The sequence below is a fragment of the Streptomyces sp. NPDC059142 genome (genome assembly GCF_042755665.1).
In the GTDB taxonomy this organism is placed as follows: domain Bacteria; phylum Actinomycetota; class Actinomycetes; order Streptomycetales; family Streptomycetaceae; genus Streptomyces.
In genome coordinates this window covers 15,263-39,277 of record NZ_JBHZDA010000029.1, presented here as the reverse complement: position 1 = coordinate 39,277, position 24,015 = coordinate 15,263, and the positions used below count along the sequence as shown (strand labels likewise).

At 71.2% G+C, this 24,015-nt stretch carries 25 protein-coding genes; 14 read left to right on the top strand and 11 right to left on the bottom strand.

Translation table 11 applies throughout. The features are described 5' to 3' along the window. Positions 1–9 precede the first annotated feature (9 nt). The 6 genes from ACFXPK_RS13820 to ACFXPK_RS13795 all read left to right on the top strand — a co-directional run bounded on the left by ACFXPK_RS13820 (position 10) and on the right by ACFXPK_RS13795 (position 8,867). Positions 10–966, top strand: a complete 957-nt coding sequence (locus ACFXPK_RS13820; RefSeq protein WP_384991784.1) for a pseudouridine-5'-phosphate glycosidase — start codon at positions 10–12, stop codon at positions 964–966. Positions 967–968: 2 nt separating this feature from the next. Next, a complete protein-coding gene (locus tag ACFXPK_RS13815) occupies positions 969–2,939 on the top strand; it encodes an HAD-IA family hydrolase (RefSeq protein ID WP_385074973.1) in 1,971 nt (656 codons plus the stop codon). A gap of 57 nt (positions 2,940–2,996) precedes the next feature. Further along, positions 2,997–3,707, top strand: a complete 711-nt coding sequence (gene upp, locus ACFXPK_RS13810; RefSeq protein WP_384991788.1) for a uracil phosphoribosyltransferase — start codon at positions 2,997–2,999, stop codon at positions 3,705–3,707. 276 nt (positions 3,708–3,983) lie between these two features. Further along, positions 3,984–4,943 carry a glycoside hydrolase family 43 protein gene (locus ACFXPK_RS13805; protein ID WP_385075015.1) on the top strand — a complete coding sequence of 320 codons (960 nt, stop codon included), beginning with the start codon at positions 3,984–3,986 and terminating at the stop codon, positions 4,941–4,943. Between the two features lie 70 nt (positions 4,944–5,013). After that, positions 5,014–6,429 carry a hypothetical protein gene (locus ACFXPK_RS13800; protein ID WP_385074971.1) on the top strand — a complete coding sequence of 472 codons (1,416 nt, stop codon included), beginning with the start codon at positions 5,014–5,016 and terminating at the stop codon, positions 6,427–6,429. Between the two features lie 137 nt (positions 6,430–6,566). Next, positions 6,567–8,867: an N-acetylmuramoyl-L-alanine amidase gene (locus tag ACFXPK_RS13795; RefSeq protein ID WP_385075013.1), complete on the top strand. Its 2,301-nt coding sequence runs from the start codon at positions 6,567–6,569 to the stop codon at positions 8,865–8,867. Positions 8,868–8,902: 35 nt separating this feature from the next. Here the strand turns inward: ACFXPK_RS13795 and ACFXPK_RS13790 are convergent, their stop codons facing one another. Then, positions 8,903–9,751: a helix-turn-helix domain-containing protein gene (locus ACFXPK_RS13790; RefSeq protein ID WP_385074968.1), complete on the bottom strand. Its 849-nt coding sequence runs from the start codon at positions 9,749–9,751 to the stop codon at positions 8,903–8,905. Between the two features lie 102 nt (positions 9,752–9,853). Here ACFXPK_RS13790 and ACFXPK_RS13785 point away from each other — a divergent pair, with 102 nt between their 5' ends. Beyond that, positions 9,854–10,690 carry an SDR family NAD(P)-dependent oxidoreductase gene (locus ACFXPK_RS13785; protein ID WP_385074965.1) on the top strand — a complete coding sequence of 279 codons (837 nt, stop codon included), beginning with the start codon at positions 9,854–9,856 and terminating at the stop codon, positions 10,688–10,690. 31 nt (positions 10,691–10,721) lie between these two features. After that, the gene (locus tag ACFXPK_RS13780) at positions 10,722–10,844 is read left to right on the top strand and encodes a hypothetical protein (protein ID WP_385074963.1); all 123 of its coding nucleotides are present in this window, start codon (positions 10,722–10,724) and stop codon (positions 10,842–10,844) included. A 643-nt stretch (positions 10,845–11,487) separates the two neighbouring features. On the opposite strand, the gene ACFXPK_RS13775 is transcribed toward ACFXPK_RS13780, so the two are convergent. From ACFXPK_RS13775 to ACFXPK_RS13765, 3 genes are all read right to left on the bottom strand, one after another. Continuing rightward, on the bottom strand, positions 11,488–12,471 hold the full coding sequence (locus tag ACFXPK_RS13775; RefSeq protein WP_385074961.1) for an AraC family transcriptional regulator: 984 nt from the start codon (positions 12,469–12,471) through the stop codon (positions 11,488–11,490). 305 nt (positions 12,472–12,776) lie between these two features. Next, positions 12,777–12,953, bottom strand: a complete 177-nt coding sequence (locus ACFXPK_RS13770; protein ID WP_385074958.1) for a hypothetical protein — start codon at positions 12,951–12,953, stop codon at positions 12,777–12,779. A 75-nt stretch (positions 12,954–13,028) separates the two neighbouring features. Further along, positions 13,029–13,961: a DMT family transporter gene (locus tag ACFXPK_RS13765; protein WP_385074955.1), complete on the bottom strand. Its 933-nt coding sequence runs from the start codon at positions 13,959–13,961 to the stop codon at positions 13,029–13,031. A gap of 70 nt (positions 13,962–14,031) precedes the next feature. Here ACFXPK_RS13765 and ACFXPK_RS13760 point away from each other — a divergent pair, with 70 nt between their 5' ends. Together ACFXPK_RS13760 and ACFXPK_RS13755 are read left to right on the top strand one after the other, a co-directional pair. Beyond that, positions 14,032–14,949: a LysR family transcriptional regulator gene (locus ACFXPK_RS13760; protein ID WP_385074952.1), complete on the top strand. Its 918-nt coding sequence runs from the start codon at positions 14,032–14,034 to the stop codon at positions 14,947–14,949. Between the two features lie 55 nt (positions 14,950–15,004). Then, positions 15,005–15,886 carry an alpha/beta fold hydrolase gene (locus ACFXPK_RS13755; protein ID WP_385074950.1) on the top strand — a complete coding sequence of 294 codons (882 nt, stop codon included), beginning with the start codon at positions 15,005–15,007 and terminating at the stop codon, positions 15,884–15,886. A gap of 75 nt (positions 15,887–15,961) precedes the next feature. Here the strand turns inward: ACFXPK_RS13755 and ACFXPK_RS13750 are convergent, their stop codons facing one another. After that, on the bottom strand, positions 15,962–16,336 hold the full coding sequence (locus ACFXPK_RS13750; RefSeq protein WP_385074947.1) for a winged helix-turn-helix transcriptional regulator: 375 nt from the start codon (positions 16,334–16,336) through the stop codon (positions 15,962–15,964). Positions 16,337–16,415: 79 nt separating this feature from the next. Here ACFXPK_RS13750 and ACFXPK_RS13745 point away from each other — a divergent pair, with 79 nt between their 5' ends. After that, positions 16,416–16,976, top strand: coding sequence for a carboxymuconolactone decarboxylase family protein (locus tag ACFXPK_RS13745; RefSeq protein WP_385074944.1), 561 nt, complete (start codon positions 16,416–16,418; stop codon positions 16,974–16,976). 192 nt (positions 16,977–17,168) lie between these two features. On the opposite strand, the gene ACFXPK_RS13740 is transcribed toward ACFXPK_RS13745, so the two are convergent. Both ACFXPK_RS13740 and ACFXPK_RS13735 read right to left on the bottom strand, forming a co-directional pair. Then, positions 17,169–17,360: a hypothetical protein gene (locus ACFXPK_RS13740; protein WP_385074942.1), complete on the bottom strand. Its 192-nt coding sequence runs from the start codon at positions 17,358–17,360 to the stop codon at positions 17,169–17,171. Between the two features lie 263 nt (positions 17,361–17,623). Continuing rightward, on the bottom strand, positions 17,624–18,616 hold the full coding sequence (locus ACFXPK_RS13735; protein ID WP_385074940.1) for a GlxA family transcriptional regulator: 993 nt from the start codon (positions 18,614–18,616) through the stop codon (positions 17,624–17,626). 52 nt (positions 18,617–18,668) lie between these two features. On the opposite strand from ACFXPK_RS13735, the gene ACFXPK_RS13730 reads away from it, so the two are divergent. Then, positions 18,669–19,064, top strand: a complete 396-nt coding sequence (locus ACFXPK_RS13730; protein WP_385074937.1) for a cupin domain-containing protein — start codon at positions 18,669–18,671, stop codon at positions 19,062–19,064. A gap of 25 nt (positions 19,065–19,089) precedes the next feature. Here the strand turns inward: ACFXPK_RS13730 and ACFXPK_RS13725 are convergent, their stop codons facing one another. The 3 genes from ACFXPK_RS13725 to ACFXPK_RS13715 form a co-directional block, all read right to left on the bottom strand. After that, positions 19,090–19,323, bottom strand: coding sequence for a hypothetical protein (locus ACFXPK_RS13725; protein WP_384991823.1), 234 nt, complete (start codon positions 19,321–19,323; stop codon positions 19,090–19,092). Between the two features lie 106 nt (positions 19,324–19,429). Next, a complete protein-coding gene (locus ACFXPK_RS13720) occupies positions 19,430–20,161 on the bottom strand; it encodes an SDR family oxidoreductase (protein WP_384991826.1) in 732 nt (243 codons plus the stop codon). A 183-nt stretch (positions 20,162–20,344) separates the two neighbouring features. Further along, positions 20,345–21,715: an FAD-binding oxidoreductase gene (locus tag ACFXPK_RS13715; protein WP_385074934.1), complete on the bottom strand. Its 1,371-nt coding sequence runs from the start codon at positions 21,713–21,715 to the stop codon at positions 20,345–20,347. Between the two features lie 284 nt (positions 21,716–21,999). Between ACFXPK_RS13715 and ACFXPK_RS13710 the strand changes: the two genes are divergently transcribed. Together ACFXPK_RS13710 and ACFXPK_RS13705 are read left to right on the top strand one after the other, a co-directional pair. Beyond that, positions 22,000–22,302, top strand: a complete 303-nt coding sequence (locus ACFXPK_RS13710; protein WP_384991831.1) for a putative quinol monooxygenase — start codon at positions 22,000–22,002, stop codon at positions 22,300–22,302. Between the two features lie 466 nt (positions 22,303–22,768). Then, a complete protein-coding gene (locus ACFXPK_RS13705; RefSeq protein ID WP_385074932.1) occupies positions 22,769–23,545 on the top strand; it encodes a hypothetical protein in 777 nt (258 codons plus the stop codon). A gap of 194 nt (positions 23,546–23,739) precedes the next feature. On the opposite strand, the gene ACFXPK_RS13700 is transcribed toward ACFXPK_RS13705, so the two are convergent. Continuing rightward, positions 23,740–23,994 (bottom strand): hypothetical protein, encoded by a 255-nt coding sequence (locus tag ACFXPK_RS13700; protein WP_385074930.1) that lies wholly within the window; start codon positions 23,992–23,994, stop codon positions 23,740–23,742. Between the last annotated feature and the right edge of the window lie 21 nt (positions 23,995–24,015).

Here is a 24,015-nt window from a genome sequence, read left to right as displayed (position 1 = left end):
ACCCCTCCCATGACGATCCCCGCCCCCCGGCGCCACCGTCCGGTGCCCCTGGTGTTCACCGACGAGGTGGCCACCGCGCTCGCCGCAGGCGACCCCGTGGTCGCCCTGGAATCGAACGTCATCACCCACGGACTCCCCTACCCCGACAACGCCGCCACCGCCCGCAAGGTCGAGGACGCGGTACGGGACGGCGGGGCCGTGCCCGCCACCATCGGCATCGACGGCGGCCGCATCATGATCGGGATGGGCGACGCCGACATCGAGCGCTTCGCCTCCACCCCGGGCATACCCAAGGTCAGCAGCAGGGACCTGGCGGCCGTCCTCGCCTCGGGCGGCACCGGGGCCACCACGGTCGCCTCCTCGCTGGTCGCCGCGGAACTGGCCGGTATCCCGTTCTTCTCCTCCGCCGGGATCGGCGGGGTCCACCGGGGCGCCGAGACCACCATGGACATCTCCTCCGACCTGATCCAGTTCACCCGCTCCAGGGTGGCGGTGGTCTGCGCCGGGGCGAAGAAGATCCTGGACCTCGGTCTGACCCTGGAGTTCCTGGAGACCCACTGCGTGCCCGTCATCGCCCACGGCTCCGACGACTTCCCCGCCTTCTACTGCCGCTCCAGCGGGCTGCGCGCCCCGCAGCGGCTGGACGACGAGGCCCTGATCGCCCGCACCGTCGAGAACCACTGGGCGCTGGGCAATCCCGGCGGCGTCCTCATCACCAGCCCGACCCGGCCGGAGGACGCCATCGACGAGGCGGACGTCGAGGCCGCCATCACCGACGCCCTGCGCGGCGCGGCGGCGGACGGGGTCCGGGGCGGCGCCGTCACCAAGTACGTCATGCGCGCGGTCGACCGCGCCACCGAAGGACGCTCCGCACGGGCCAACACCGCCGTGCTCATCCACACCGCGCGGATCGGCGGCCGGCTCGCGGCGGCCCACTCCCTGCTCCGACGAGAGGAAGACCAGTGACCGTGACCACGACCTCCCTGCACACCGCCCCGGCCCCGCACAACGCCCCGACGCAGGACGCCCCGGCACAGACCGTCCCGGTCCCGGCCGGTACGGAGGACACCGGGACCGCCCGGGTCGCGATGTTCGACCTGGACGGCACGCTCGTCGACTCGCCGCGGGCGATCGTGGAGACGTTCGACGCCGCCTTCTGGGCGATGGGCCTCGCGCCCCGGGACCCGGCGGACATCCGGGCCACGATCGGCCTGCCCCTTGAGCAGGCGTTCGGGAAACTGCTGGGGGTGCCGCAGGACGACCCCTCGGTCGCCGAGGGCGTGGCGCGCTACCAGGAGGCGTTCCGCACCGTCATCCTGCCGCGCGCCCGCTCGCTGGTCTTCCCCGGCGTCCCCGAGGGCCTGGCCGAACTGCGCCGGCGGGGCATCGTGGTGACGGTGGCCACCAGCAAGTTCCACGCCAGCGCCGAAGCCCTGCTCACCGCCGCGGGCCTGCGCGACCACATCACCGAACTGGTCGGCGCCGACGACGTCACCCACCCCAAGCCGCACCCCGAGTCGGGGCTGCTGATCCTCGGACGGCTCGGCGCCCGGCCCGAGCACGCCGTGATGGTCGGCGACACCACCCACGACCTGAACATGGCGGCGGCGGCCGGTCTGGCGTCGGTGGCGGTCACCTACGGGGTGCACGAGCGGGCGGAGCTGGAGTCGGTCTCACCGACCCATGTCGCCGACACGTTCGCCCAGGCCGTGGAGCAGATCCTGACCGTGCTGCCGGCCGACGGCGATGCCCGTACCGTCGAGAGCCTGCTCGACGACAGCACGTACCACATCGAGTTCAACGGCCATCTCACCAACCACATCAAGCACGCCGTCGTCGCCCTCTCCGGGCTCGGTGTCGATCCCGCCCGGATCAGGGCGTACCACGACAACTACATCGCCCTCACCCCGTACGGCTGCCGCGTGGAGCCGGCCCGGTCCCCCCAGCGGGTGATCGACGACAGCAACTGGCTCGAACTCCTCGGCCGGCGCCAGGACTTCGCCGCCTACTGCGCGTTCTTCGACCGGCGCGAACGGGAACTGGGCATGGCGGGCCTGCTGCGGGAGTACGTACCGCGGCTGCTCCCCGGCTGGGTCGGCGCGCTCCAGCACGCGACCATCCACCTGGGCTGGGCCCTGGACGCGGGCAACCGCCGGATGGCCATCGAGGGCATCGCCTACCTGGCCTTCGCGTACGTCGACTGCCACCCCGAGCGTGCCCGGCCCTCCGGAGCGCCCGTCACCGCGGGGTCCGTCACCGCGGGGCCCCGGGACTCGATGCTGGAGATCGCCCGCCACTGGGAGGAGAACGGAGCCCGGCTCGGCCCGTGGGTCGAGGACCTGGTCGGCGGTACGGGCGACGGCATCCACCCCGAACTGATGCGGTCCGGGTTGCAGTACCGGATCGCCCGGATGCTCGGCGAGGGCCACCCGCTGATGTACGAGACCCCCTCCTGGGTCGACACACAGGACCCCGACGCCAGTTGGGAACAGCTCGCCCATCTCGTCACCGTGCTCTACCTGACCGAACCGGGCGACTTCCTCCTGCTGCACCTGGTCACCGCGCTCCACGCGATGCGGCACATCGCGGACGCCCTGCCCGCCGAGGAGCAGCGCCGCGCGGTCGCCTGCTACTGGACCGGCATCCTCGGGGTGCTCTTCTCCCGGGGCCACTTCGTCACCCCGTCGAAGCTGACGGCGATCGACGGCCTCTTCGACACGGCGATGGACGACCAGGACGACCCGCGCTGGGCCCGGGAGTGGGACTGGCACATCGCACGGGCCGTCGAGGAGGAAGAGGAGCACAACGCCAAACTCGTGTACGTGATGCGCGAGTTGTGGCGCCGGTCGGGCGGCCGGTCCGTCTACCGCGTCTCCGCCGGGCAGTTCACCACCACCCCGGAACTCCCCCACACCTTCGAGCAGCCCCCGGTCGACTGACCGCTCTTCGCCCTTCCCCCCCCCGCCCTTCCCCCTTCGGATTCAGAGGAGCCCCCGATGACCACCGTCATGCAGCCGGCCACCGCCACCACCGCCACCACCGCCACGTCGTACCACCACCGTCTCGGCACCAGCGTCCATCTGCTCCCGCAGACCGACCAGTTGCGCGCCCTGCACACCATGGTCCGCGACCGCGACGCCGACCGCGAGGACTTCGTCTTCTACGCGGGCCGGATCATCCGCCTGCTCACCGAGGCGGCGCTGAACCTGCTGCCCTTCGAGCCCTGCGACATCACGACCCCCGTCGGCCGGACCTACCGCGGTCTGCGCTTCGCGGAGAACCTGGTGGGGGTGCCGATCGTCCGCGCCGGGGAGAGCATGGAGGCCGAACTGCGCGCCGTCGTCCCCGGTATCAGGATCGGCAAGGTCCTCATCCAGCGTGACAAGACGACCAAGCAGCCGCGCCTGTACTACACGGCGTTCCCCGAGGACATCGCCTCCCGCCAGGTCCTCCTCCTCGACCCGATGCTGGCCACCGGCGGCACCGCCCTCGCGGCCATCGAGGTCCTGCGCGACCTCGGCGTCCCCGAGGAGCACATCGTCTTCGTCAACTTCATCACCTGCCCCGAGGGCATCGCCGCGGTCTGCGACCGCTACCCCGGGGTGCGGATCGTGACCTCCGCCATCGAGGAGGGGCTCAACGAGAACGCGTACATGATGCCGGGCATAGGCGACTTCGGCGACCGCTACTTCGGAACCGACCGCTGACCCCGCGCCCTCCCTCTTGACAGCCACTCACCTCGGGGTGGTGAGATGAAAGCGCTATCTGTCGTGCACATGATCGAGAGGAACCTGATGCGCCCCACCCGTTGGTCCGCCGGCCTCGTTCCCCTCGGACTCGTCGCCACGCTGCTCCTCGGGCACACCGCGACCGCCGCCGGACCCACCGGGACCGCCGCCGGACCCGGCGGGGCGCTCACCGGACCCGCCGGGACCGTCACCGGGGCGACGGACCAACCGCCGTCCACGCTCGGCCGCCCCCTCGTGGGCGGCGCCGACCCGAGCATCATCAAGGTCGGTGACCTCTATGTCTCCGCCAAGTCCGTGGACGGCGGCATCGCGGTGCGGACGGCGACCACCCTGGAGGCAGTCGCCACCGCGCCCAAGCACCAGGTGTGGCAGGACACCGGCGGCCTCGGCGAGGTCTGGGCCCCGGAGATCGTGCACCACGACGGGCAGTACCGCATCTACTTCGCGGCCGGCGGCGGCGCGGCCCACCGGATGTACCACATCAGCTCCGCCAGCCCGGACTCCGGCTACTCCGCCGCGACGAAGGTCGCCCTGCCCGCCGACAAGTGGGCCATCGACGGGGTGCCCCTCACCTTCGGCGGCCAGCGCTGGTTCGTGTGGTCCGGCTGGTCCGGCGACACCAACGTCGAACAGAACCTGTACATCGCCCGGATGAGCGGTCCCACCACGACCACGGGCGGACGTTACGTCATCTCCCAGCCACGCGAGCCGTGGGAGCGGGTCGTGGGCAACCCGTACATCAACGAAGCGCCTCAGCCGGTCGTCGACCCCAGCGGCCAGTTGCACATCACGTACTCCGCGAACGGCAGTTGGAGCAACCAGTACTGCATCGCCGATCTGCGGCTGCGGGCCGGCGGAGATCCGACGTACGTCTGGGACTGGTACAAGAGCAACGGCTGCCTGTTCGGCTCGCACGCCGCGACCATGATGGCGGGCTGGGACCCCACACTGAACGTCGACGGCCCCGGCCACCACACCTTCGTCCTGCCGCGCGGCGACGTCGCCTCCGGCCCGCCGTCCGGCAACCGGTTCCCGACCATGTTCCACGCGGTCGCCAAGGGCACCCCGTACTCATGGTCCAACCGGTACTGGTACACCGGCACGGCCGTCTGGTGGAGCAACACCACCTACCGCCGGGCCAACGTCCCCGGCTCCCCCACCGACGTCGGGTACAGCCTCAAGTTCTTCGAGTGAGCACCGCCCGGGGCCGGTCCCCGTGCGTACCGCCCAGGGCACACCGCGACCCCCGCCAGGAGGAGCATCCATGTCCGACCCGCCGGCACTCTCCCGACGCCGTCTCCTCGGAGCGGCGGGCTCGCTCGGACTCGCCGGTGCGTTCGGAGCCGGGGCGACGGGCACCGCCCTGGCAGCGGACGGCCAGGGCGTGGTACCGGTCAACTGGCCCGCACTGGGCTCCTATTCAGGGGCGGACGCCGCCGGAACACGGGTGACCGCCGTCCTCGCCGGGAGCGCCCGGTATCTGATCGGACCCTGGTACGCCGCCACCTACACCCACTACCTTCCCGACGGCCACATCGATCTCCGGGGCACCGACGAACGGGCCGTCCGGCTGCCCGCCATGGCGGCGGTCGCCGCCGCCACGGCCCTGGTCACGGACGTGTACGACCCGCGGACGCTCTCCGCCGCGAACGCCACCGTCCGTACCCGCAACCTGATCCGCACCCTCGCCGCCCGCCACCTGGCCAACAACCCGGACCCCGGGACCCGTTGGGGCGGCGGCTGGCAGACCGCGCTGTGGGCGTACTACACGGCCCTGGCGGGCTGGCTCTTCTGGGACCGGCTGGACACCACGGCACAGGGTCATCTCGTCGCGATGCTGGTGTGGGAGGCGGACCGGCTCACCACCGGCGACGGGGTCCACCTCATCGGCACCGGTGGTGATCAGCTCTACATGACCCGCCGCGACGGCACCGTCGTCACCCCCGGTGACAGCAAGGCCGAGGAGGACAACTGGAGCGCCGCCGCCCTCTCGCTGGCCGCCGCGATGATGCCGTGCCACCCGCACACCGCCCGCTGGACGCGCCGCAACATCGAACTCCTGCTGGCCGCGGCGGCCAGGCCGGCCGACCTCACCAGCGGTAGGCGCATCAACGGCATCCGGCCGGCCTCCTGGCTCCAGGGGACGAACATCGCCGACGACGGCACACTGGAGAACCACGCACGGCTGCACCCGCTGTACATGGTGGCCTTCGACCAGAGCCTCTACCAGGGCTTCGTCTTCGGCCTGGCGAACCGGGCCGCCCCACGGGCCGCGCTGCACAACATCGACCGGACCTACGCGGCCCTCGTCGACAAACCCTTCCCGCTGCCCGGCGGGGGCACCAGCCCGATCTACCGCGTGGACTCGGCGGAGATCCACTACCCCGAGGGCAACGACTGGGGCACGCACTTCCCCTTCTACTTCGGCAACTTCGACCTTCTGGTCTCCCTCACCGGACAGGACCGCGGCATCTCCCCCTCCGCCGCCGTGTGGGAGCAACGGCACAACGAAGCGCAGCTCTCCCTCATGGCCCGCTTCCCCGACGGCCGGACCTACGGCGCCGCCGGGGAGAACACCTACTACGGGCGGGAGCACCGCGTCGGCGTCATGGCGGGGCAGACGTATCTCACCCTGTTCCTGGCCCGCAACGAGACGGGCGACCTGCTGCGCTGGAGATGAGGCCCGGCTGCCCCTCACGGTGTACGTTCTCGCCGGGGGTGCGCCGAAAGTGTGCTGTTGGGTGCATCCGATCACCGGACACCGGTGGGCACGTCGGATGAAAAGGGGTGGGGCGCGTGACGCGAAGACGGATCTGGATGACCGCGGCGACGGCGGTGGCCGGCGTGACAGGGGTGCTGGTGTTCCAGGCACTGCCCGGCGACGCGGGGACGCGCGACACGGCGGAGGGCAAGGCCGGACCGGTCAGGGCGCAGGCGCGTACGGCCGAGCTGACGAGCGAGGACGGTGGCCGCGGCGCGTCGCTGGCGCGGCGGGAGACCGCGCCGTTCAGCATGGTGGGCGTGACATGGACCGATCCCGCCGCGCGGGCCACCGCAACGGTGGAGGTCCGGACACGGGCGGCCGGTTCCGGGAAGTGGTCGCCGTGGCTGCGGCTGGACGGGGACAGCGGGCAGGGTGAGCAGGGGGCGGCCCGGGGCGGTACGGAACCCGCCTGGGTGGGCCCGTCCGACAGTGTCGAGGCGCGGGTGCGTTCGGGGGCGGGGACGGCCGCGGGGCTGCCCGCCGGTCTGCGGCTGGACATGGTCGACCCGGGCACAGCCTCGGTGACCTCGATGGATCCGGCGTCCTTCACCGTCGACGGCGACGAGGAGCCGCCGTCCTCCGGCACCACCCCGCTGCCCGGCGAAGCCCCGCCGACGGCCGACCCCTCGGAGCAGGCGTCGGAGGAGCCCCCGGGCCCCGGGACCCCGCAGGAGACGGCGGACGGCACACCGGGCTCGTCTCCGTCGGCCGAAGTACCGCCGTCCGACGCGCCGTCCGCGGACACGCCGACGCCGTCCGCCCCTGACACGTCCGCCCCGGTACCGACCGGCACCGCGCCGACGGCCTCGGTGCCGCCCGACCTGCCTTCCACCGTGCCGCAGCCGCCCGTGACGTCCCGGGCGGCCTGGGGAGCGGACGAGTCGATCAGCCCGGAGGAGCCCGGCTACCTCCCCGACGGCAAGGTCAAGGCCGTGGTGGTGCACCACACCGCCGAGTCCAACACGTACACCTGCGCCCAGGCGCCCGCCGTCGTACGCGGCATCTACGCCTACCACGTCGAGCAGTTGGGCTGGAAGGACATCGGCTACAACTTCCTCGTCGACAAGTGCGGCACCGTCTACGAGGGCCGCAAGGGCGGCATCGGCCGGCCCGTACAGGGCGCGCACGCCTACGGTTTCAACGCCGAGACCGCCGGAATCGCCGTCCTGGGCACCTACACCGACACCGCGCCCGCGCAGGCCGCGATGACCTCCGTCGCCCGTGTCGCCGCCTGGAAGCTCGGGCAGTACGGTGTCGATCCGGCGGGCACCACCACACTCACCGCCGGTGACAACGGCCGCAGCTTCACGGGCAGGACCTGGGCCAAGGGCGCCAAGCTCTCCTTCCCCACGGTCCACGGACACCGCGACGGCTACAACACGCAGTGCCCCGGCGACGCCTTCCACAACCAACTGCCCGCCCTGCGCACCCTGGCCGCGGGCCCGGTCACCGGGCTGGCCCTCACCTCCCTCACCGGGGCCACGAAGTCCGGGACGGCCTACTACACGAAGTCCACCGTCACCGTGAACTGGTCCTCCAAGACGCCGGGTTCGCTCATCCGCCAGTACGAGGTCCTGGTCGACGGGGCCGCGGCCGCCAAGACCGCGGGCACCGCGTCCACGGCCAGGGTGACGCTCACACCCGGCAGCCACCAGATCAGCGTACGAGCGGTGCACCAGTCCGGCAGGACCGCCACCACGACGGCCACCACCGTCATCGCGGACACCACCGCCCCCGCCTTCACCACCAAGCCCAACCTCACGCTGCGCACCGGCGTCGTCAACACCACCGCCGTACCGCTCACCCTGGGGTGGAAGGCCACCGACAAGACGGCGCTCAAGGACGTCCTGCTCACCGCTCCTCTGGCCAAGACGTACGGACCGACCACCACCAGCGCCGCGCACACGGCCAAGTCCGGCGCCTCGACCACCTGGAACATGACGGCCCGCGACCAGGCCGGCAACACGGCCGCCGCGTCCGTGGCCGGAAGGCCGACCATCCTCCAGGAGACCGCCGCCACCAGGTCGGGCACCTGGACCACCAAGTCCTCCACGAACTACCTCGGCGGGAAGTCCTACGCAAGCTCCTCCAAGAACGCCGCTCTGACCTGGACGTTCACCGGCAGGTCCGCGGCCTGGGTGGTCTCCCGCGCCGCCACCTCCGGCCAGGCCCATGTCTATGTCGACGGGGTCAAGGCGACCACGGTCGACCTCAAGTCCGCCACCACCACCTACCGGCACGCCATCTGGACCAAGAGCTGGGCCACCAGCGCCAAACACACCGTCAAGATCGTCGTCGTCGGCACCGCGGGACGCCCGACCATCACCACCGACGGCCTCGTGTACCTCCCGTAGCGGTACGGGCCGGGGCCGGGGGGGCGTACCCCGGCTCAGGCCCCCGGCCGCCGGGGTGCGGGCGTACCGGTCCGGTCGGCCGGTTCCGCGAGCTGACGCAGCGCCTCGGACGACCGGCTGTCCGGCTCCGCGGAGTAGACCACCAGGTGCTGGTCCGGCGCGGAGGACACGAGAAACCGTTCGAGATCGAGTGTGAGGGTCCCGACCCGCGGGTGAGCGATCGTCGTCCTGCCCTCGGTGCGGCCCCGGACATCGTGCCTGGCCCAGAGGCGCCGGAAGCTCTCGCTGCGCGCCGACAACTCGCCCACCAGTTCCATCAGTTCGGGATCGTCGACCTCCGTACCGGCCAGCCCGCGCAGACAGGCCACGAAGTCCGGCCGCGGATCCGGTGCGACCGGGAAGCTGTCCGGGTCCAGAAACACGGTCCGTACGAGGTTGGTCCCCGGGGTGTGCGCGGGCGAGAGGGCCTGGGCCAGCGGATTCGCCGCCAGCACCAGGAACGTACGGGTCTGTACGAACGCGGGCGTCACCGGCCAGGAGTCGATCAGCCGGGCCAGGCTGGGAGACACCCGGTGGCGGTGGGTGCGCCCGCGCGGACGCGGTACGCCGTGGGCGAGCCCGAACAGGTGGGCGGTCGCGGGCTCGTCGAGCCGCAGAGCCCGAGCGAGTGCCCGGAGGATCTCCGGGGACGGCCGCCGGTCACGTCCCTGTTCCAGGCCGAGGTAGTAGTCCACGCTGATCCCGGAGAGCGTCGCGACCTCCTCGCGGCGCAGACCGGGCACGCGCCGGCGCGCGGTCGCGGGAAAGCCGACATCCGAGGGACGGAGCAGACCACGGCGAGCCCGCAGATAATCGCCCAGCGGATTCACGGTGCGGTCGTCCATGAGGACAAGCGTAGGCGGGGACGGCCGGCGGACCCTGGTGCCGCCGTCACCAGGATCACGGCTCACTTCCTCGGCCTCGGCACGGCGCCTAGCGTCGGAGCCATGGCAGCAGAAACACTGGACGGCCTGATCGCCGTCGTCACCGGCGCCAGTTCCGGCGTCGGCGCGGCCGCCGCACGGCGCATGGCCGCGATGGGCGCCTCGGTCGTCGTCGTGGGCCGCGCGGCGGGCAGAACCCGCGCCGTCGCCGACGAAATCGGCGGCACCGCCCTTCCCACGGACTTCGCGCGCTTCAGCGAAGTGCGCGAACTCGCCCAGCACCTGATCTCCCGCGTACCGCGGATAGACATCCTGGTCAACAACGCCGGGGTCGTCTCGCCCGAGCGGCAGACGACCCCGGACGGTCATGAGCTGACCATGCAGGTCAATTTCCTCTCCCCCTTCCTCCTGACATCGCTCCTCCGGGAAAAGCTCGCGCAGGCCCCCTCTCCCCTTGTCATCAACACCGGTTCCAGCCTCTACCGGTTCGGCAGACTCGACCCGGACGACCTGGACCGCGCGGGCAGCCGCTACGCGCAGATGCGCACGTACAACGCCTCGAAACTGGCAGGCGTCCTCCACGCCGCCGAGATCAACCGCCGGACACCGGACACGATGACCGCTGTCGCGTTCCACCCCGGCACCGTCCGCTCCGGCTTCGACCGCGACTCCACACTCGTCACGGCGGCCAAGGCGAGCCTGCTCGGCCGACGCCTGACACGGTCACCGGAGGAGGGCGCGGAGCCGATCCTCAGGATCGCCACCACCGACCGCGGCGAACTGAGGAACGTCTTCTACAACCGCCTCACCCCGGAACCCCTGCGCGCCCCGGCCACGGACCCGGACCTAGCGGCCCACCTGTGGCAGCGCGCCCACGCCCTCACCCATTCACCGGCATGACGGCGGCTGCCCGGACCGTCGCCTGACGGCCGTGCAGCGCCCGGTGAGCATCATGGTGCGCCCGGTCATGGCGTCGTCGAGGGCCCTGCGCCCGCGCAGGCATCTGCCCGGGGCGGCGTTCGCGGCCCGGATCGTGGTCGGTCACGTCGTGTGATGTCGATCGGGGGATGGTTCCCCGGCGGGCGGCGCGGGCAGACCTCCGTGCCGTGCGGCAGACGATGCCCCCCGTGGCGCCGCCTGCCGGACAAGGCCCGGAGGTCTCCCGTGCCGCCCGTTCCGCGTCTCCGGGCCCTGTGCCGGGCCCGGGCGCGCTCTGTGCGAGCCCCTGGCACTCGCTGATGCGGGGCCGTGAGATGCCTGCCCCGTTCCGGAATTCGCCGTCGTGACGGATACGGACGGCGGCGTGGTGGATGCCGCCGTCCTCGGCGAAGTTCGCGGGGGTCAGGTTCACCTGGCCATCCAGGCGGAGCTTGTGTCCGCCCGGAATCCGCTTTCGGCCTCTCCTACCCTGCGCCCCCGGGGCGGCGAGCTGCACCGCTCGTGGCGGCCGCGATGGTGCGCGTGGTGAGGGTTTGCCTGATGCGGTTCATGCCCCGTTTTCTTCCTTGACGCGTAGGAGGCTGGATCCGGAGGTGCACCGGACACGTCCGAGCAACCACTGCCACGATCTCCCCCCTCGGGTCGTGGAGCAGTGGTTCCGGCCGTGCCGTCCAGGTCTCCCTTTCTGCGTCTCTCACGGTATGCCGCGACGGCTCGGCGGTCGTTAGCACTGCGTGCACACTTACTTGGCAACGCGTCTACCCGGCGATGTGCCGGGACAGCTGACGGTATTCCGTGGGCGGGACGCCGTAGGCCGTGCGGAAGGCCCGGGTGAAGTCGGAGGCGCGGGGGAATCCGCAGCGGGCGCCGATGGCGTGGACCGGGGTGGCGTACGACATGGGGTCGGCGAGCGCGTGGCGCGCCCGGTCCAGCCGCTGGCCCCGGATCCAGGAGGCGACCGTGTGGTCCTCCTGCTGGAACAGGCGGTGGAGGTAGCTGACGGAGATGTGGTGTGCGGCGGCGACGGTGCGCGGGGAGAGCTGCGGATCGTGCAGGTTCGCCTGGATGAAGGCCCGGATACGCAGCTCCAGCGCCCGCCGGTGGGTCTCCTCGGGCAGGGAGGAGCCGGCGTCGAGGGCTTGGGCGAACAACGCGGAGAGCAGATCGACCACGACCGTCCCCAGACGGGGGCCGTCAGCGGGGTTGTACGCGTTGTCGTGGGTCGCGAGCTGGGTGAGCAACTGCGCCAGCAGCGCCCCGTATCCCTCCCGCGCCGACACCCGCAGCCCGGCCAGCCGGTCGATCCGGTGTCCCGGAACGGACAGCAGCGCCGCCGGAACCTCCACTCCGACCCCGGTGTGCCGGCCGTCACCGCCACCGATGGAGCGGACCTCGAACGGATGGGACGTATCGAGTACGTTCAGGCGATCCGGTCCGTACAGTGCCTCGTTCCGTCCACTGCTGACGCACAGCGCCCCCTTGAGCGGAAGCGTGACATGCAGCCCCTCGGGGTCCGATTCCCGGATCAGTTGACGAGTACGGCGGAACACCACCGGCTGGAAGGACGACGGCCATACCGATACGGGGCCGAGGCTCAGATTGCGTTGGTGGACACGGAAATCCTTCCGATGATCGCTGTCCACATCGACGGGCGCGTGTGTTTCGCCGACCAGCGCACGCCAGCGGTCGAACCTGTCCGCGACCGGCACATCCTCACTTCTGTAGACCGACTCGACCAGCACTTTCTCCCCCTTCTTCGGTGTATGACGGCACCTGCCACGAGGACGCCCCGCCCCTCGGTCCGGAACGGGCGAAGCCGCGCCACACCCGTCAGGGACACGGAGCGATCGCGCCCGGACCACCGGCGGGCGCGGGCAGAAGTGCCTGCCGGCCGGCGCGTGCGCAGCGGACCGGGCGTGATGAGGAGCCCCCGTGACCATCGGACTCGTCGTCGGCGAGCGGGTGCGGGCATGCCTCGAACCGCCTGAGGATCACGGCCCTCGCGGCGTGGCCCACCACGTACTCCACCAGCGTCCCCGTGGTCGGCCTAGGGCCTCCGCCCGCTCTGGCCGGCACCGCTGACCACGGCGGCCTGGTGGTACGGGAGTTCGGCGAAGACCGTGAGGACCGCGAGGCCGTGACGGAGAAGAACGCACGGCTCAAGGGATAACCGCGCGGCTGTCTCCGTGCGCTCGACCGTGCAGGTGACCCGAAACCCGACCATGGCCACAGCCTACCCAGCGGGTCCCGGTGAGCGACCGGGGCCGGTCGGGGCCGCCCGTCCGAGCGCGGGCGCCCGTCATCCAGCCGGCCGCGACCGCCGTGGTGGTGGGGTGCCCCCTCTCCCGCCCCGGAGTCCGAAGGCGACTCCGACGAGGACGAGTACGGCTCCCGCGATCTGGTGGAGAGAGGTGGTCGTCGTGCCGGTCACGGCCAGGGCCAGAAGTGAGGCGAGGGGCACCAGGCCGTTGAAGAGGCCGGTCCGGCCGGCGCCGAGCCGCTCGACGGCTCCGTACCACATCAGGAAGACGACCGTGGTCACGCCGAGGGCGAGGAAGACCAGTGCCGGGAGTTCGGCGCCGCTCGGCCGCCGCAGTACGGGCGCGCCGGTGACCCGGCCGTTGATCACGGCGGCCAGGAAGAGCATGCCCGAGGCGAGTGCGCACGCGTAGGTGGTGGCGGTCAGCGATCCGAGCGCCCGGGTGGCGGGCGCGCCGAGCAGGGTGACCGCGCACACCCCGGTGAGGGCGAGACACGACCACGCGAGGCCCTGGGCGTTCCACTGCGCTGTGCCGCTGGTGGAGAGCTGTGCCACGGCGGACCCGCCGGCCACGCACAGCGCCCCGCCGATCAGATTCCCGGAGGGGCGGACCCGTACGAGCAGGGACTGGACCAGGACGATGACCAGTGGCGCGGCGCCCAGCGTGACACCGACATCGCCCGGCGAGGTCATCGAGGTGGCGTGGACGAGCACGGCGCCGTACCCGGCCATCCCGGTCGCGGCCAGCAGGAAGACCCGTGCCGTCTGGGCCGGGGAGGGCCGTGGAAAGGTGTGCCGGCGTACGCGAGCCCAGATCAGCAGGAACACGGTCGCCAGCCCGTAGCGGACGGCCTGCCCACCGAGGAGCGGGTAGCCGTGAAGGCGGGTGGCGGCGGCGACGGACCCGCCGATGAGGCATACCGCCCCCAGAGCCAGGGCGGCCCCGGAGCGCTCCCGTGCGTCGAGCATCATGCGGCCAGGCTGGCAGCGGCGCGTCGTAAGCAGAAGTACGGTATTGCTCACCGGGCGGTAAGGGGAACTGATGATCGATGTACGGTGGCTCGCCCTGTTCCGCGAGGTGGCCCACCGGGGGAGCTTCGCCCGCGCGGCCCGCGCGCTGCACATGACTCCCTCGGCCGTCTCGCAGCAGATGGCGGCTCTCGAACGAGCCGCCGGATCGACGCTCTTCGAGCGCAGCACCCGGGGCGTCACCCTCACCCCGGCGGGCCGGGCCCTCGCGCGCACCGCCGACACCGTCCACGGCGAACTGCACCGGGCCCAGCGGACGCTGGACCAACTGCGGGACCAAGGACCGCCCTCGGTGACCGTCGCCACCTTCCCCAGCGCCGGCGCCTTCCTGCTCGCGCCCGCACTCGCCGCGCTGGAGGCGCGGCGCGAGGCCCACGTCGACACCACGGTGATCGAATCCGAGCCCGCCGAGGCCCTGGCCGCCCTCGGCGACGGCCGCGCCGACGCGGCCCTCGTCTACCACTTCAACACCCGGCAACCACCGTCGAGCTGGAAGGACGCCGCAGCCCGCTGCACCTACCACCCGCTCCTCCACGACGACCTGCACCTGGTCGTCCCCGCCGGCCACCGGCTCGCCTCCTGCCGGACGGCCCGCCTCGAAGACGTCGCCGACGAACCGTGGATCCACGGATGGGACCTGCCGGGAAAGGCGGTCGACGCCCTCACCTCCGCGCACGGCCTGACACCCGAGGTCGTCTGCCGCTCCAGCGACTACCGCTTCATGCAGGCGCTCGTCGCGGCGGGGGTCGGCATCGCCCTCATCCCCCTCCTGGCCGTCGAGGACCGGGACGACACCCGCACCCTTCCCGTCACCCCCACCGCCAGGCGGCGCATCGGCCTCTGCACCGCACCGGACGCGCCGTCCACGCCACCCGTACACGCCCTGCTCGAAGCCCTCCAGGCGCGGGCCGAGGCCCTGCGGCCGGACTGACCCCCCGCCGGAATTCCGGGTGCGCGCCATGGCCCCGCCGTGGCAGGCTCCCCGCATGTCGATCATCGGTGTGTCTCCCGACGTGTCCCTCGCGTACGAGACCTTCGGCGACCCCGGCGACCCCCCGGTCCTGCTCGTGATGGGTTTCGGCGCGCAGATGCTCGCCTGGCACGAGGGTTTCTGCCGGGCGCTGGCCGACCGCGGCCGCTACGTCATCCGGTACGACAACCGCGACTGCGGGCTGTCCACCACGTTCGACGACCACCCCGTCGACATGGGCGAGTTCATCGCCGCCGTCAGCTCGGGCGACCTGCCCGCCGCGCTCGCGATGGTCCCGTACCGGCTCTCCGACATGGCCGGGGACGGCCTCGGCCTGCTCACCGCGCTCGGTGTCGAACGCGCCCATGTGGTCGGCGCCTCGATGGGAGGAATGATCGCCCAGACGATGGCCGTCTCCGCCCCGGAGCGGGTGCTGACCCTGACGTCGATGATGTCCTCGACCGGCGAGAGCGCGTACGGCCGGCCCAGCCCGCAGGCCCAGGCCGTGCTGTTCGGCCCGAAGCCCGCCGACCGGGCGGGGTATGTCGCGGCGGCGGAGAAGGAACTGGTGTGGGCCTCCCAGCGGTACGGTGACGCCGCCGTGCTGCGCGAACTGGCCGCCGCGAGCTACGACCGCGCCTACCGTCCCGCGGGGATCGGACGACAGCTCGGTGCGATGATCCTCAGCGGTTCCCGCGCGGACGCGCTGCGTGAACTGCGGGTACCGACCCTGGTGATCCACGGCCTGGACGACACGCTGATCGACCCCAGCGGCGGCAGGCGCACCGCGGAGCTGGTGCCCGGTGCCGAACTCCTGCTGGTCCCCGACATGGGCCACGACCGCCCCCGCGCGCTCTGGCCCCTGCTCATCGACGCCGTGGTGGCGCACACCGGCTGAGTACGCGTCGCGGCTCCGGCCCCGGGGCGCGGCTCTCCGCGTACGCCGGATCGCCCCGCCGCCCGCTCGGCGATCTCAGTCCTCGGCCGCGGCGGTGTCCGTCTCCGTCTCCGTGTCCGTGTCCGTCTCCCTTGCCCATCGCCGGCTCCAGGCGTCCAACGGACTCAGTGCCTCGACAAGATCCGCACCGAGCGGCGTGAGGTGGTAGCCGTCGCTGTGCAGGGTGAGCAGGCGGGCGCCGGTCAGCTCGTCGAGGCGGGTGCTGAGCACGCTGGAGGACATGCGCTCGCATCGGCGTTGCAGTTCACGGAAGCCTGCCGGTGTCCGGTGCAGCTCCCACAGGATGCGCATCGTCCAGCGCCGTCCCAGCAGATCGAGCGCGGCCATGACCGGGCGGCCCGACGCGGACCCCCGCACCGGCACACCGGGCCGTGGCGTTACGGCTCCCATCACGCACTCCTCACCCACTCCTTGTGCTTCGCTTCTCGAAGCATGATACTGATTCGAAAATCGAAGCAAGGGGTGTTCCATGCCGCGCATCGAACCGCTCGCCCCGCCGTACCCGGCCCCTGTCGCCCAGGCACTCCGCCGGTGGATGCCCCCCGGCGTACCGCATGAGCCGCTCACACTCTTCCGCGTCCTGCACCGCAACCCCGACCTGGCCTCGCGCATGTTCGCCCTGGGCGCCGGGCTCCTGAGGCACGGCAGTCTCCCCGCCGTCGACCGGGAGCTCGTCATCGCCCGCGTCACCGCGCGCACCGGCTGTTCCTACGAGTGGGGCGTGCACGCCGCAAGCCTCGCCCCGCAGGCCGGACTCCGGCCCGAACAGCTCCAGGCGACGACCGGACCCGATCCGGCAGCGGACGTCTCCTGGCCGCCCCACCACGCGGCACTCCTCGGCGCGGTCGACGAACTGCACGACACGGCGCGGCTCTCGCAGACCGCCTGGGACGCCCTGCGTGTGCACTACGAGGACGGCCAGCTTCTCGAACTCCTCGTGCTGGCCGGCTGGTACCGCACCATCAGCTACCTCGCCAACGGCCTCCTCCTGGAAGAGGAACCCTGGGGCGCCCGCTTCCCGGGCCGGTGACCGCGGACCGCGACGCACACGAGGACCTGAAGGATCCGCGCTGACAGATCACGGAGGAGGATCACGGATCACGGATCACGGATCACGGATCACGGTGAAGTGATACGCGGGCTGCGACCGGCCGGCCGAACGCGGACCGACGAACCCTTCGGGCTCCCGGACCTCGGGCCCCGGACCTCGGGCCCGGGCCCCTCATGATCCGTCCCAGATCCCCAGACGCTTGAGCCGACGCTGCCGGAGCCGCTCCGGAACGACGGTGAAGAAGCCGAGGACCAGCCCCAGGAGCAGCCCGATGATCGCGGCGAACAGGAAGCTGTCGGGCTCCTCGTCGTCCGACAGCACCCAGAAGAAGAGCGCGAAGAAGATCCCTGTGGACAGGGCCACGGACAGACCGGCTTTGACCGGGTGTCGGCCCATCCATTTCTGGAAGCGAGTCGGACGCTGCTGCCCGCCCAGAGCTTTGTCGAGCATCCAGAACGCATCAGCCGGAGACCGCCACCATTTCGCCACGGCAGAAGAGTAAAGCAGCCGGTCGGCGGTCCTGCGGCCAGGACTTCACGGCTGAGGAGCGGCGGCCTGTCGGCCGCCGCCTACGACCCCACGGAACGGAAGAGCGGGCGGTGTTCGAGGGGCCGCGGCACCCGGCGTCACTCCGCCCGTGGCCCGAACCGGTGCCGGTACGCCGAGGGGGTGATCCCGGTCCGGCGGCGCATCAGTGTGCGCAGATTGGCGGCGGTGCCCAGCCCGCTGCGGCGCGCGACCACCTCGAACCGGGGCTCACCTCGTTCGATCAACCGGCAGGCCAGGGCGAGCCGTTCCCCCGTCAGCCAGGCCAGCGGCGTCGTGCCCAGTTGCGCCTGGAAGCGGCGGTGCAGCGTCGCCGGACTGACCGCCGCACGTGCCGCGAGGTCGGCGACGGTGAGTGGCGAGCCCAACTGTTCCTGGGCCCAGGCCAGGACCGGGGCCAGGGACTCGTCCGGCAGGTCGGGGACGGGGCGCTCCACGAACTGCCGCTGTCCGCCGTCCCGGTGCGCGGCGAAGACCAGGCGCCGGCTCACCGCGTTGGCGATCTCCGCGCCGTGGTCGCGGCGGACCACATGCAGCCCGAGATCGAGCGCGGCCGCGCTGCCCGCGGCGGTGAGGATGTCGCCGTCGTCCACGAACAGCACGTCCGATTCGAGCTGGACGGAAGGGAAGCGGGCCCGGAAGGAGTCCGCCCACTGCCAGTGCGCGGTGGCCCGCCGCCCGTCGAGGACCCCGGCCTCGGCCAGGGTGAAGGCGCCGCTGCAGAAGCCGACCAGGCGCGCACCGCGGGCGTGTGCCCGGCGCACGGCATCGAGTACGGCGGGGCGGCGGGGCACTTCGATGTCCGGGCGGTTGGGGACGATCAAGGTGTCCGCCGCGTCGGCCGTCGCCAGGTCGGCGACTCCCGTGAGCGTGAAGAATCCGTCTCTCATCAGGGTGCGGGGCTCGGGCGAGCAGAGTCGGAAGTCGTAGAGTTCACGGCCGATCTCCGGTCTGCGCAGACCGAAGACCTCGGTCGCGCAGCCGAGCTCGAAGGGGTTCGAGTTCTCGTCCACGATCACCACGACCCGGTGCACGCCCGCCCCGCGAACCGGGTGCGAGGATTCTTTCGTCATATGCGATTCCTAGCACTCACACCGACCGTGCGGAACGGCTCAGGATGAGCCCATGAGCAGCGAACCCATCTCCCTCAAGGAGGCTCTGGCCTCCTTCGACGCCCTGTGGAGCCCCCGCATCGTCACGCGCGTCAACGACTACGACGTGCGCGTCGCCAAGGTCGAGGGCGAACACATCTGGCACGTGCACGACGACACCGACGAATTCTTCCTGGTACTCGACGGCGAGCTGCGGATCTCCCTGCGCGAGCCCGACGGGGAGCGTACGGTCCGGCTCCCCCGGGGGACGGCCTTCACCGTCCCCCGGGGCATCGAGCACAAGCCGTACGCCCCGACCGGCGCCGCCATCCTCATGTTCGAACCCACCGGGACACCGACCGTGGGCGATCGCCACGACGAGATCCCGGGCCACGTGGACTCGACGACCGGACACCCCCTCAGCGCCTGACCCGGCGGGATTCGGCCGCGGCGGGTCAGGCCAGACGGTTGACGGCGTCGGTGTCGTCCTCGGCGGTGGGCAGTGCGCGGTGGCCTTCGGAGTGGTGGTTGACCCAGCCGCACACCCCGCAGCTGTAGCGGCCGTCCAGCCCGGCGATCTGCGTACCGCACCGCCGGCATTCGGCATAGGTGATCTGCGGCCCCTCATCGACCCCCGGGGGGCCGGGCACCGGCTCGCCGCCCTGTGCGGGGTTGCTCTGTGCGGTCATGGGAGGAGGCTACCGCCGGGTGTAAGGCGGCATGCCCGGTCCTCCGGCCGGACCGCGCGGAGCAGTACCGGGATCCGTACGGGTCGGGTGACGGCCCCCGTACGCGTCACCAGGGCACGACGCCTGCGTCCTCGAAGAACTGGCCGGTCGGGCCGTCGTCGGGCAAGGTCGCGAGCTCGATGGCGATCGCCGCGCCCTGTTCGGGGGTGCGCACGCCCCGGAAGCCGTTCAGGTCGGTCGCGACGTAGCCGGGGCAGCCGGCGTTGATCAGGATGTTCGTGCCGCTCAGCTCCCTGGCGTACTGGAGGGTGACGGCGTTCAGGAACGTCTTCGACGGCGCGTACGCCACGGACACCGGGCCCGTCGCCTGCTCGGCGGTCGTCCCCGACTGCCGGGTGAGGGAACCGACACTGCTGGACATGTTCACGATCCGCGGCGAGGCGGACCGGCGCAGCAGCGGCATCATCGCGTTGGTGACGCGGATGACACCGATCACATTGGTCTCCACGACCGTTCGGATGGTGGCGGGATCGACCCGGGTGGGCTCCTGCGGCATTCCGCCGGTGACGCCCGCGTTGTTCACGAGCACGTCGAGGTGGCCGGCCCGTTCCTCGATCAGCCGTGCCGCGGCGGTGACGCTCGCCTCGTCGGTCACGTCCAGCGGTACACCGAACGCGTCGACGCCGGCCGAGCGCAGTCTCTCCACCGCGTCCGTACGGCGCCGATCGTCGCGGGCGCCGACGCCGACACTCCAGCCGAGCGCGCCCAGGCCCGCGGCGATCTCGTAGCCGATTCCCTTGTTCGCGCCGGTGACCAGCGCAATCGTTCGTTCGCTCATGAGGACTATGCCTTCCCCGGCCCCCGGCGAAGGTCCGCGACCGTTCGGGTGGACACCGCACCACACCTCGCCCGAGTCACCCGTCCGGGCGATCGAGACGGATGTCGCCCGATCCCCCGATCCCTCACATGACAGCCAAGTCGCCCTCCACGCAGCCGAATTGAGCAAAGGCTGACGTCCGGCTCACGCCGGATACGTCTCCAGCAGTTCGCGGTTCGGGATCGGCGTGGCCGTGAAAATGCCCTGGGGATCGTAGGTCCGCTTCGCCGCGACCAGGCGAGGCGCGTGTGTGCCATAGGCGTGTGCGATCTGTTCGTCCTGGCCGGGCGCCAGAAAGTTGGGGTAGCCGCCGGGCAGGGCGTAGGGCGTCAACGCGGTGCTGACGGCATCGGCCCAGTCCCGGTAGGCCCCGGACGGCTCGTGCGGTCCGCGGCCGGCGGAGATCTCGACGACCATGTGTGCGGTGCGCAGGCCGAAGGCGGTGTCGTCCGCTCCCACGCGGGTGGCCGCGCCGTGGAACCGGCGCAGCCCGATACCGGCCCCCGGGCCGGGGCGTGCCTCGGCGGCGTCCTTCAGTACGTCGATGATCTCGGGCGTGAGCGCGGGGACGGTACGGGTGCGCAGGTCCCAGTGCATGCCGTGGGGCACGCTCTGGTCGAACTGGGCGAGCAGGTCCTTGAGCGTCGTGGGAGCCACGGTGCTCATCAGCGGCGTGCCGAGCCGCATCACCTCGTCAAGGGCGGCCTCGGCGCGATGCGGCTCACCCGACCAGACCGGGACGGCCAGCAGGCACGGCCCGACATCGGGTACCACGGTCATCTCGAAGAGGAGCCCCAGGCCGTCCGGCGCACCGGCGAACAGTTCAGCGCAGCCCGCGAGAACCGTCGCCGCTTCTTCCCAGGGGAAGAGCACCATTCCGCCGGTGAGGCCGCGGTCCGGGTGCAGCCGGATGCGCATGGACGTCACGACACCGAAGTTTCCGCCTCCGCCGCGCAGCGCCCACAGCAGTTCGGGGTCGTCGTCGGTCGAGACGACCTGACCGTCCGCGCGTACGACCCGGGCACCGAGCAGGTTGTCGGCGGCCAGACCGGTGGTGCCCAGCAAGGGGCCGTAGCCGCCGCCGAGGGTGAGGCCCGCCATACCGACGACCCCGGCGGTTCCCGTGGCGACGTTCATGCGGTGCGGTGCGGCGGCCGCGACGACGTCACCGGCGCGGCTTCCGCCTCCCGCCACCGCGGTGCCGTCGACGACGCTCACCTCACGCATCGCTTCGAGGTCGATCACCAGTCCGTCGCACAGGGACCTGCCGGCCCAGTCGTGTCCTCCGCCGCGTACGGACAAGCCCACTCCACACTGCTGGGCCATGGTCACGGCAGCGGCGACCTCCTCATCGCTGTGCGGTCGTACGACCAAGGCGGGGCGCACGGCCACCGCACCGTTCCACACATTCGAGGCATCGGCGTAGGGGCCGTCGCCCTGCCGGAACACGCGGTCGCTTCCCAGCCGTTGGGCAAGGCCCCGGGCCAGATTGTCGAGCGGCTGTGCGGCACTCATATATCCCCTTCCCGGGTGGTGTTAAACACCCGGCTTCACGAATGTGAGCATGTTTTACCTATCGGCGGGAAAGACGTGACCACAGGGGCGGACGGTTCCTCGGCCGAAGCCGGCATTCGCTCGCGCGGAGTCAGCAACGCCCGCGTATTCCTCACTCTGCCCGGCGGCTCCCCCACGTCCTCCTGCCGGAGCAGCACGACCAGGTCGCGTATCCCTACGGCACCCCCTTGGAGCGCCTGATCGAGGGCAGGGAAGCCAATGAACTCACTTCAGGAGGTAGTCACATGGCAGTCTGGGAAATCGTCCGGATAACGGTCTCCGAAGGCAAGCAGGACGAATTCGCATCGGTCGTCCGGTCGTATCTGCCGCTCCTCAAGGAGGACAGCGGCTGTCTGGACGTGAAAATGTTCCGAGCCATCGACAAGGAGGGAGCCATCCTGCTGTGCGTTCAGTGGGAGTCGATGGAGCACCACACCGAGGTGTTCACGAAGACCGAGGGGTTCGTCAAGTTCGCCGGCGCGATGGCGCCCTTCTTCACGGAGCCTCCCGAGGCATTCCATGCCAACGCCGTCATCGACGGTTTCTGACCTGCCCGGCGCGGGCCTCGCGGGTGCCGGCCCGGACATGATCCGACGGCGACACACCCTCGCCCCCCCAGGTCACGCAGGAGGGGGCGGGACCGCCGCACCGGCCGCACGCAGACATCCGACAGCGATTTCCGGTGCCCGAGTGGGCCGACTGTTCGTCTCGGAAACCGGATGGAGCCGGCCGGACCATACGCCCGTCAGCAACTGCACCGCGTTCTCCCGTTGGGCGCGCAGGAGCAGGGGCCGCCGGGCCCCGTGACGGAATTCCAGTGGAAAGTGTGCCCGGGCAGGTCGGGTTGTGACCTGCTTGTGCCCGTGCGTCCCGTGCGTACATCAGGCATGTCATCAGCTCGTAACTGCTCTTCCATCGCGATCACGGCGGCAGGCAGGGTGTTGATCGACCGAGCAGAGAGCCGGACCAACCGGCCGACCAGACACCAGGAACACACCCACGGGGAGATCCCACATGCTTCACAGCCGGCGCAAGACCGTCCTCACCGCCGCCGCCCTGATTGCGACGACCACACTGCTCACGGCCTGCCAGAACGGCGACTCGGAAGGCAACAAGACCAACGCGTCCAATTCTTCAGCCTCGGCCTCGGACTCGGCCTCGGACGCGAAGAAGATGTCCGGCGGCGACAACCAGGCTTCCGGCGGTGAGGAAGCACCGTCCGACAACACCGCGGGGAGCAAGTCCGACGGCAAGAAGGTGACCGGCACCTGGTTCGGTACGGTCTCCTATCTCGCCCCCGGCAAGTACACCGTCTCCGATCTCAAGGACACCGAGCAGCAGTTCTTCACCTCGACCGACACCAGCATCCAGGGCGCCGGAAAGATCTGCGGCGACGCGGCCGGCCAGGCCGCCACGCCCTGCGACGAGGACGAGCTCGAAGCGGCCGCCAAGGACGGCGTCTCCGCCACCGTCAAGCTCAAGAACGGTATCGCCGTCAGCGTCGTCGAGGACCGCTCCGGCAACGACCAGGACAAGACGTCCGGCCTCTGGAGCGGCAAGCTCGCGTACCTGGCTCCGGGGAAGTACACCGTCGTGAACGACGAGGGCGAGCGGGCCTTCGTCACCTCCACCGAAACCGTCATCAACGGAGCCGGCTTGATCTGCGGCGACCGTGAACAGATGGAGCAGTGCAGCGAGGACGAGCTCGAAGCCGCCGCCAAGAAGAGCATCGACATCGTCGTCAAGGTCGACCGCGGCATCGCCGTCACCATCGACGAGAACCACAACTGAGCCGTCGACGTACAGTTCCGCGAGCCGGTGGGACCGCGACGCGCTACGCGGACACCGCGCTTCTCCCCCTCACGGGCCCGACACTGCCCACCCCCTCCGTCAGGCTCAGCAGCGCGTCCAGGATGTGCGGGGAGTCGCGCGGGATACCCGGGACGGGCACACCGCACATCACACACACCACTCGAACCCGCAGGTCAGGCGCCCTTCCCCACCGGCTCCAGAATCGCGAGGCACTCCACATGGTGCGTCATCGGGAAGATGTCGGCCTGATTGATTCTCTGAAAGGACCAGGTCGGAGCCGCTACCTCGGTTGCATGTGCAGCTTGAAGGGGCCAGAGCGTCACGGCGGCCAGTGCCAGGTCGATGTCGAGCCACCCGGCCTCGCGGACCAGCGAGTGCGATCCCTCGGGTGGTCCGGTTGCCGCAGTCTGTTCAGCCCCGAGCAGCACGGAGGAGAACGCACGGTCTAC

Coding starts and splice junctions, on each gene's coding strand:
- ACFXPK_RS13705 (WP_385074932.1), top strand. CDS start 22,769: ATGCTTCACAGCCGGCGCAAGACCGTCCTCACCGCCGCCGCCCTGATT.
- ACFXPK_RS13795 (WP_385075013.1), top strand. CDS start 6,567: ATGACCGCGGCGACGGCGGTGGCCGGCGTGACAGGGGTGCTGGTGTTC.
- ACFXPK_RS13770 (WP_385074958.1), bottom strand. CDS start 12,953: ATGGTCGGGTTTCGGGTCACCTGCACGGTCGAGCGCACGGAGACAGCC.
- ACFXPK_RS13735 (WP_385074940.1), bottom strand. CDS start 18,616: ATGACGAAAGAATCCTCGCACCCGGTTCGCGGGGCGGGCGTGCACCGG.
- ACFXPK_RS13765 (WP_385074955.1), bottom strand. CDS start 13,961: ATGATGCTCGACGCACGGGAGCGCTCCGGGGCCGCCCTGGCTCTGGGG.
- upp (WP_384991788.1), top strand. CDS start 2,997: ATGACCACCGTCATGCAGCCGGCCACCGCCACCACCGCCACCACCGCC.
- ACFXPK_RS13710 (WP_384991831.1), top strand. CDS start 22,000: ATGGCAGTCTGGGAAATCGTCCGGATAACGGTCTCCGAAGGCAAGCAG.
- ACFXPK_RS13745 (WP_385074944.1), top strand. CDS start 16,416: ATGCCGCGCATCGAACCGCTCGCCCCGCCGTACCCGGCCCCTGTCGCC.
- ACFXPK_RS13820 (WP_384991784.1), top strand. CDS start 10: ATGACGATCCCCGCCCCCCGGCGCCACCGTCCGGTGCCCCTGGTGTTC.
- ACFXPK_RS13750 (WP_385074947.1), bottom strand. CDS start 16,336: ATGGGAGCCGTAACGCCACGGCCCGGTGTGCCGGTGCGGGGGTCCGCG.
- ACFXPK_RS13790 (WP_385074968.1), bottom strand. CDS start 9,751: ATGGACGACCGCACCGTGAATCCGCTGGGCGATTATCTGCGGGCTCGC.
- ACFXPK_RS13785 (WP_385074965.1), top strand. CDS start 9,854: ATGGCAGCAGAAACACTGGACGGCCTGATCGCCGTCGTCACCGGCGCC.
- ACFXPK_RS13715 (WP_385074934.1), bottom strand. CDS start 21,715: ATGAGTGCCGCACAGCCGCTCGACAATCTGGCCCGGGGCCTTGCCCAA.
- ACFXPK_RS13725 (WP_384991823.1), bottom strand. CDS start 19,323: ATGACCGCACAGAGCAACCCCGCACAGGGCGGCGAGCCGGTGCCCGGC.
- ACFXPK_RS13720 (WP_384991826.1), bottom strand. CDS start 20,161: ATGAGCGAACGAACGATTGCGCTGGTCACCGGCGCGAACAAGGGAATC.
- ACFXPK_RS13755 (WP_385074950.1), top strand. CDS start 15,005: ATGTCGATCATCGGTGTGTCTCCCGACGTGTCCCTCGCGTACGAGACC.
- ACFXPK_RS13800 (WP_385074971.1), top strand. CDS start 5,014: ATGTCCGACCCGCCGGCACTCTCCCGACGCCGTCTCCTCGGAGCGGCG.
- ACFXPK_RS13730 (WP_385074937.1), top strand. CDS start 18,669: ATGAGCAGCGAACCCATCTCCCTCAAGGAGGCTCTGGCCTCCTTCGAC.
- ACFXPK_RS13760 (WP_385074952.1), top strand. CDS start 14,032: ATGATCGATGTACGGTGGCTCGCCCTGTTCCGCGAGGTGGCCCACCGG.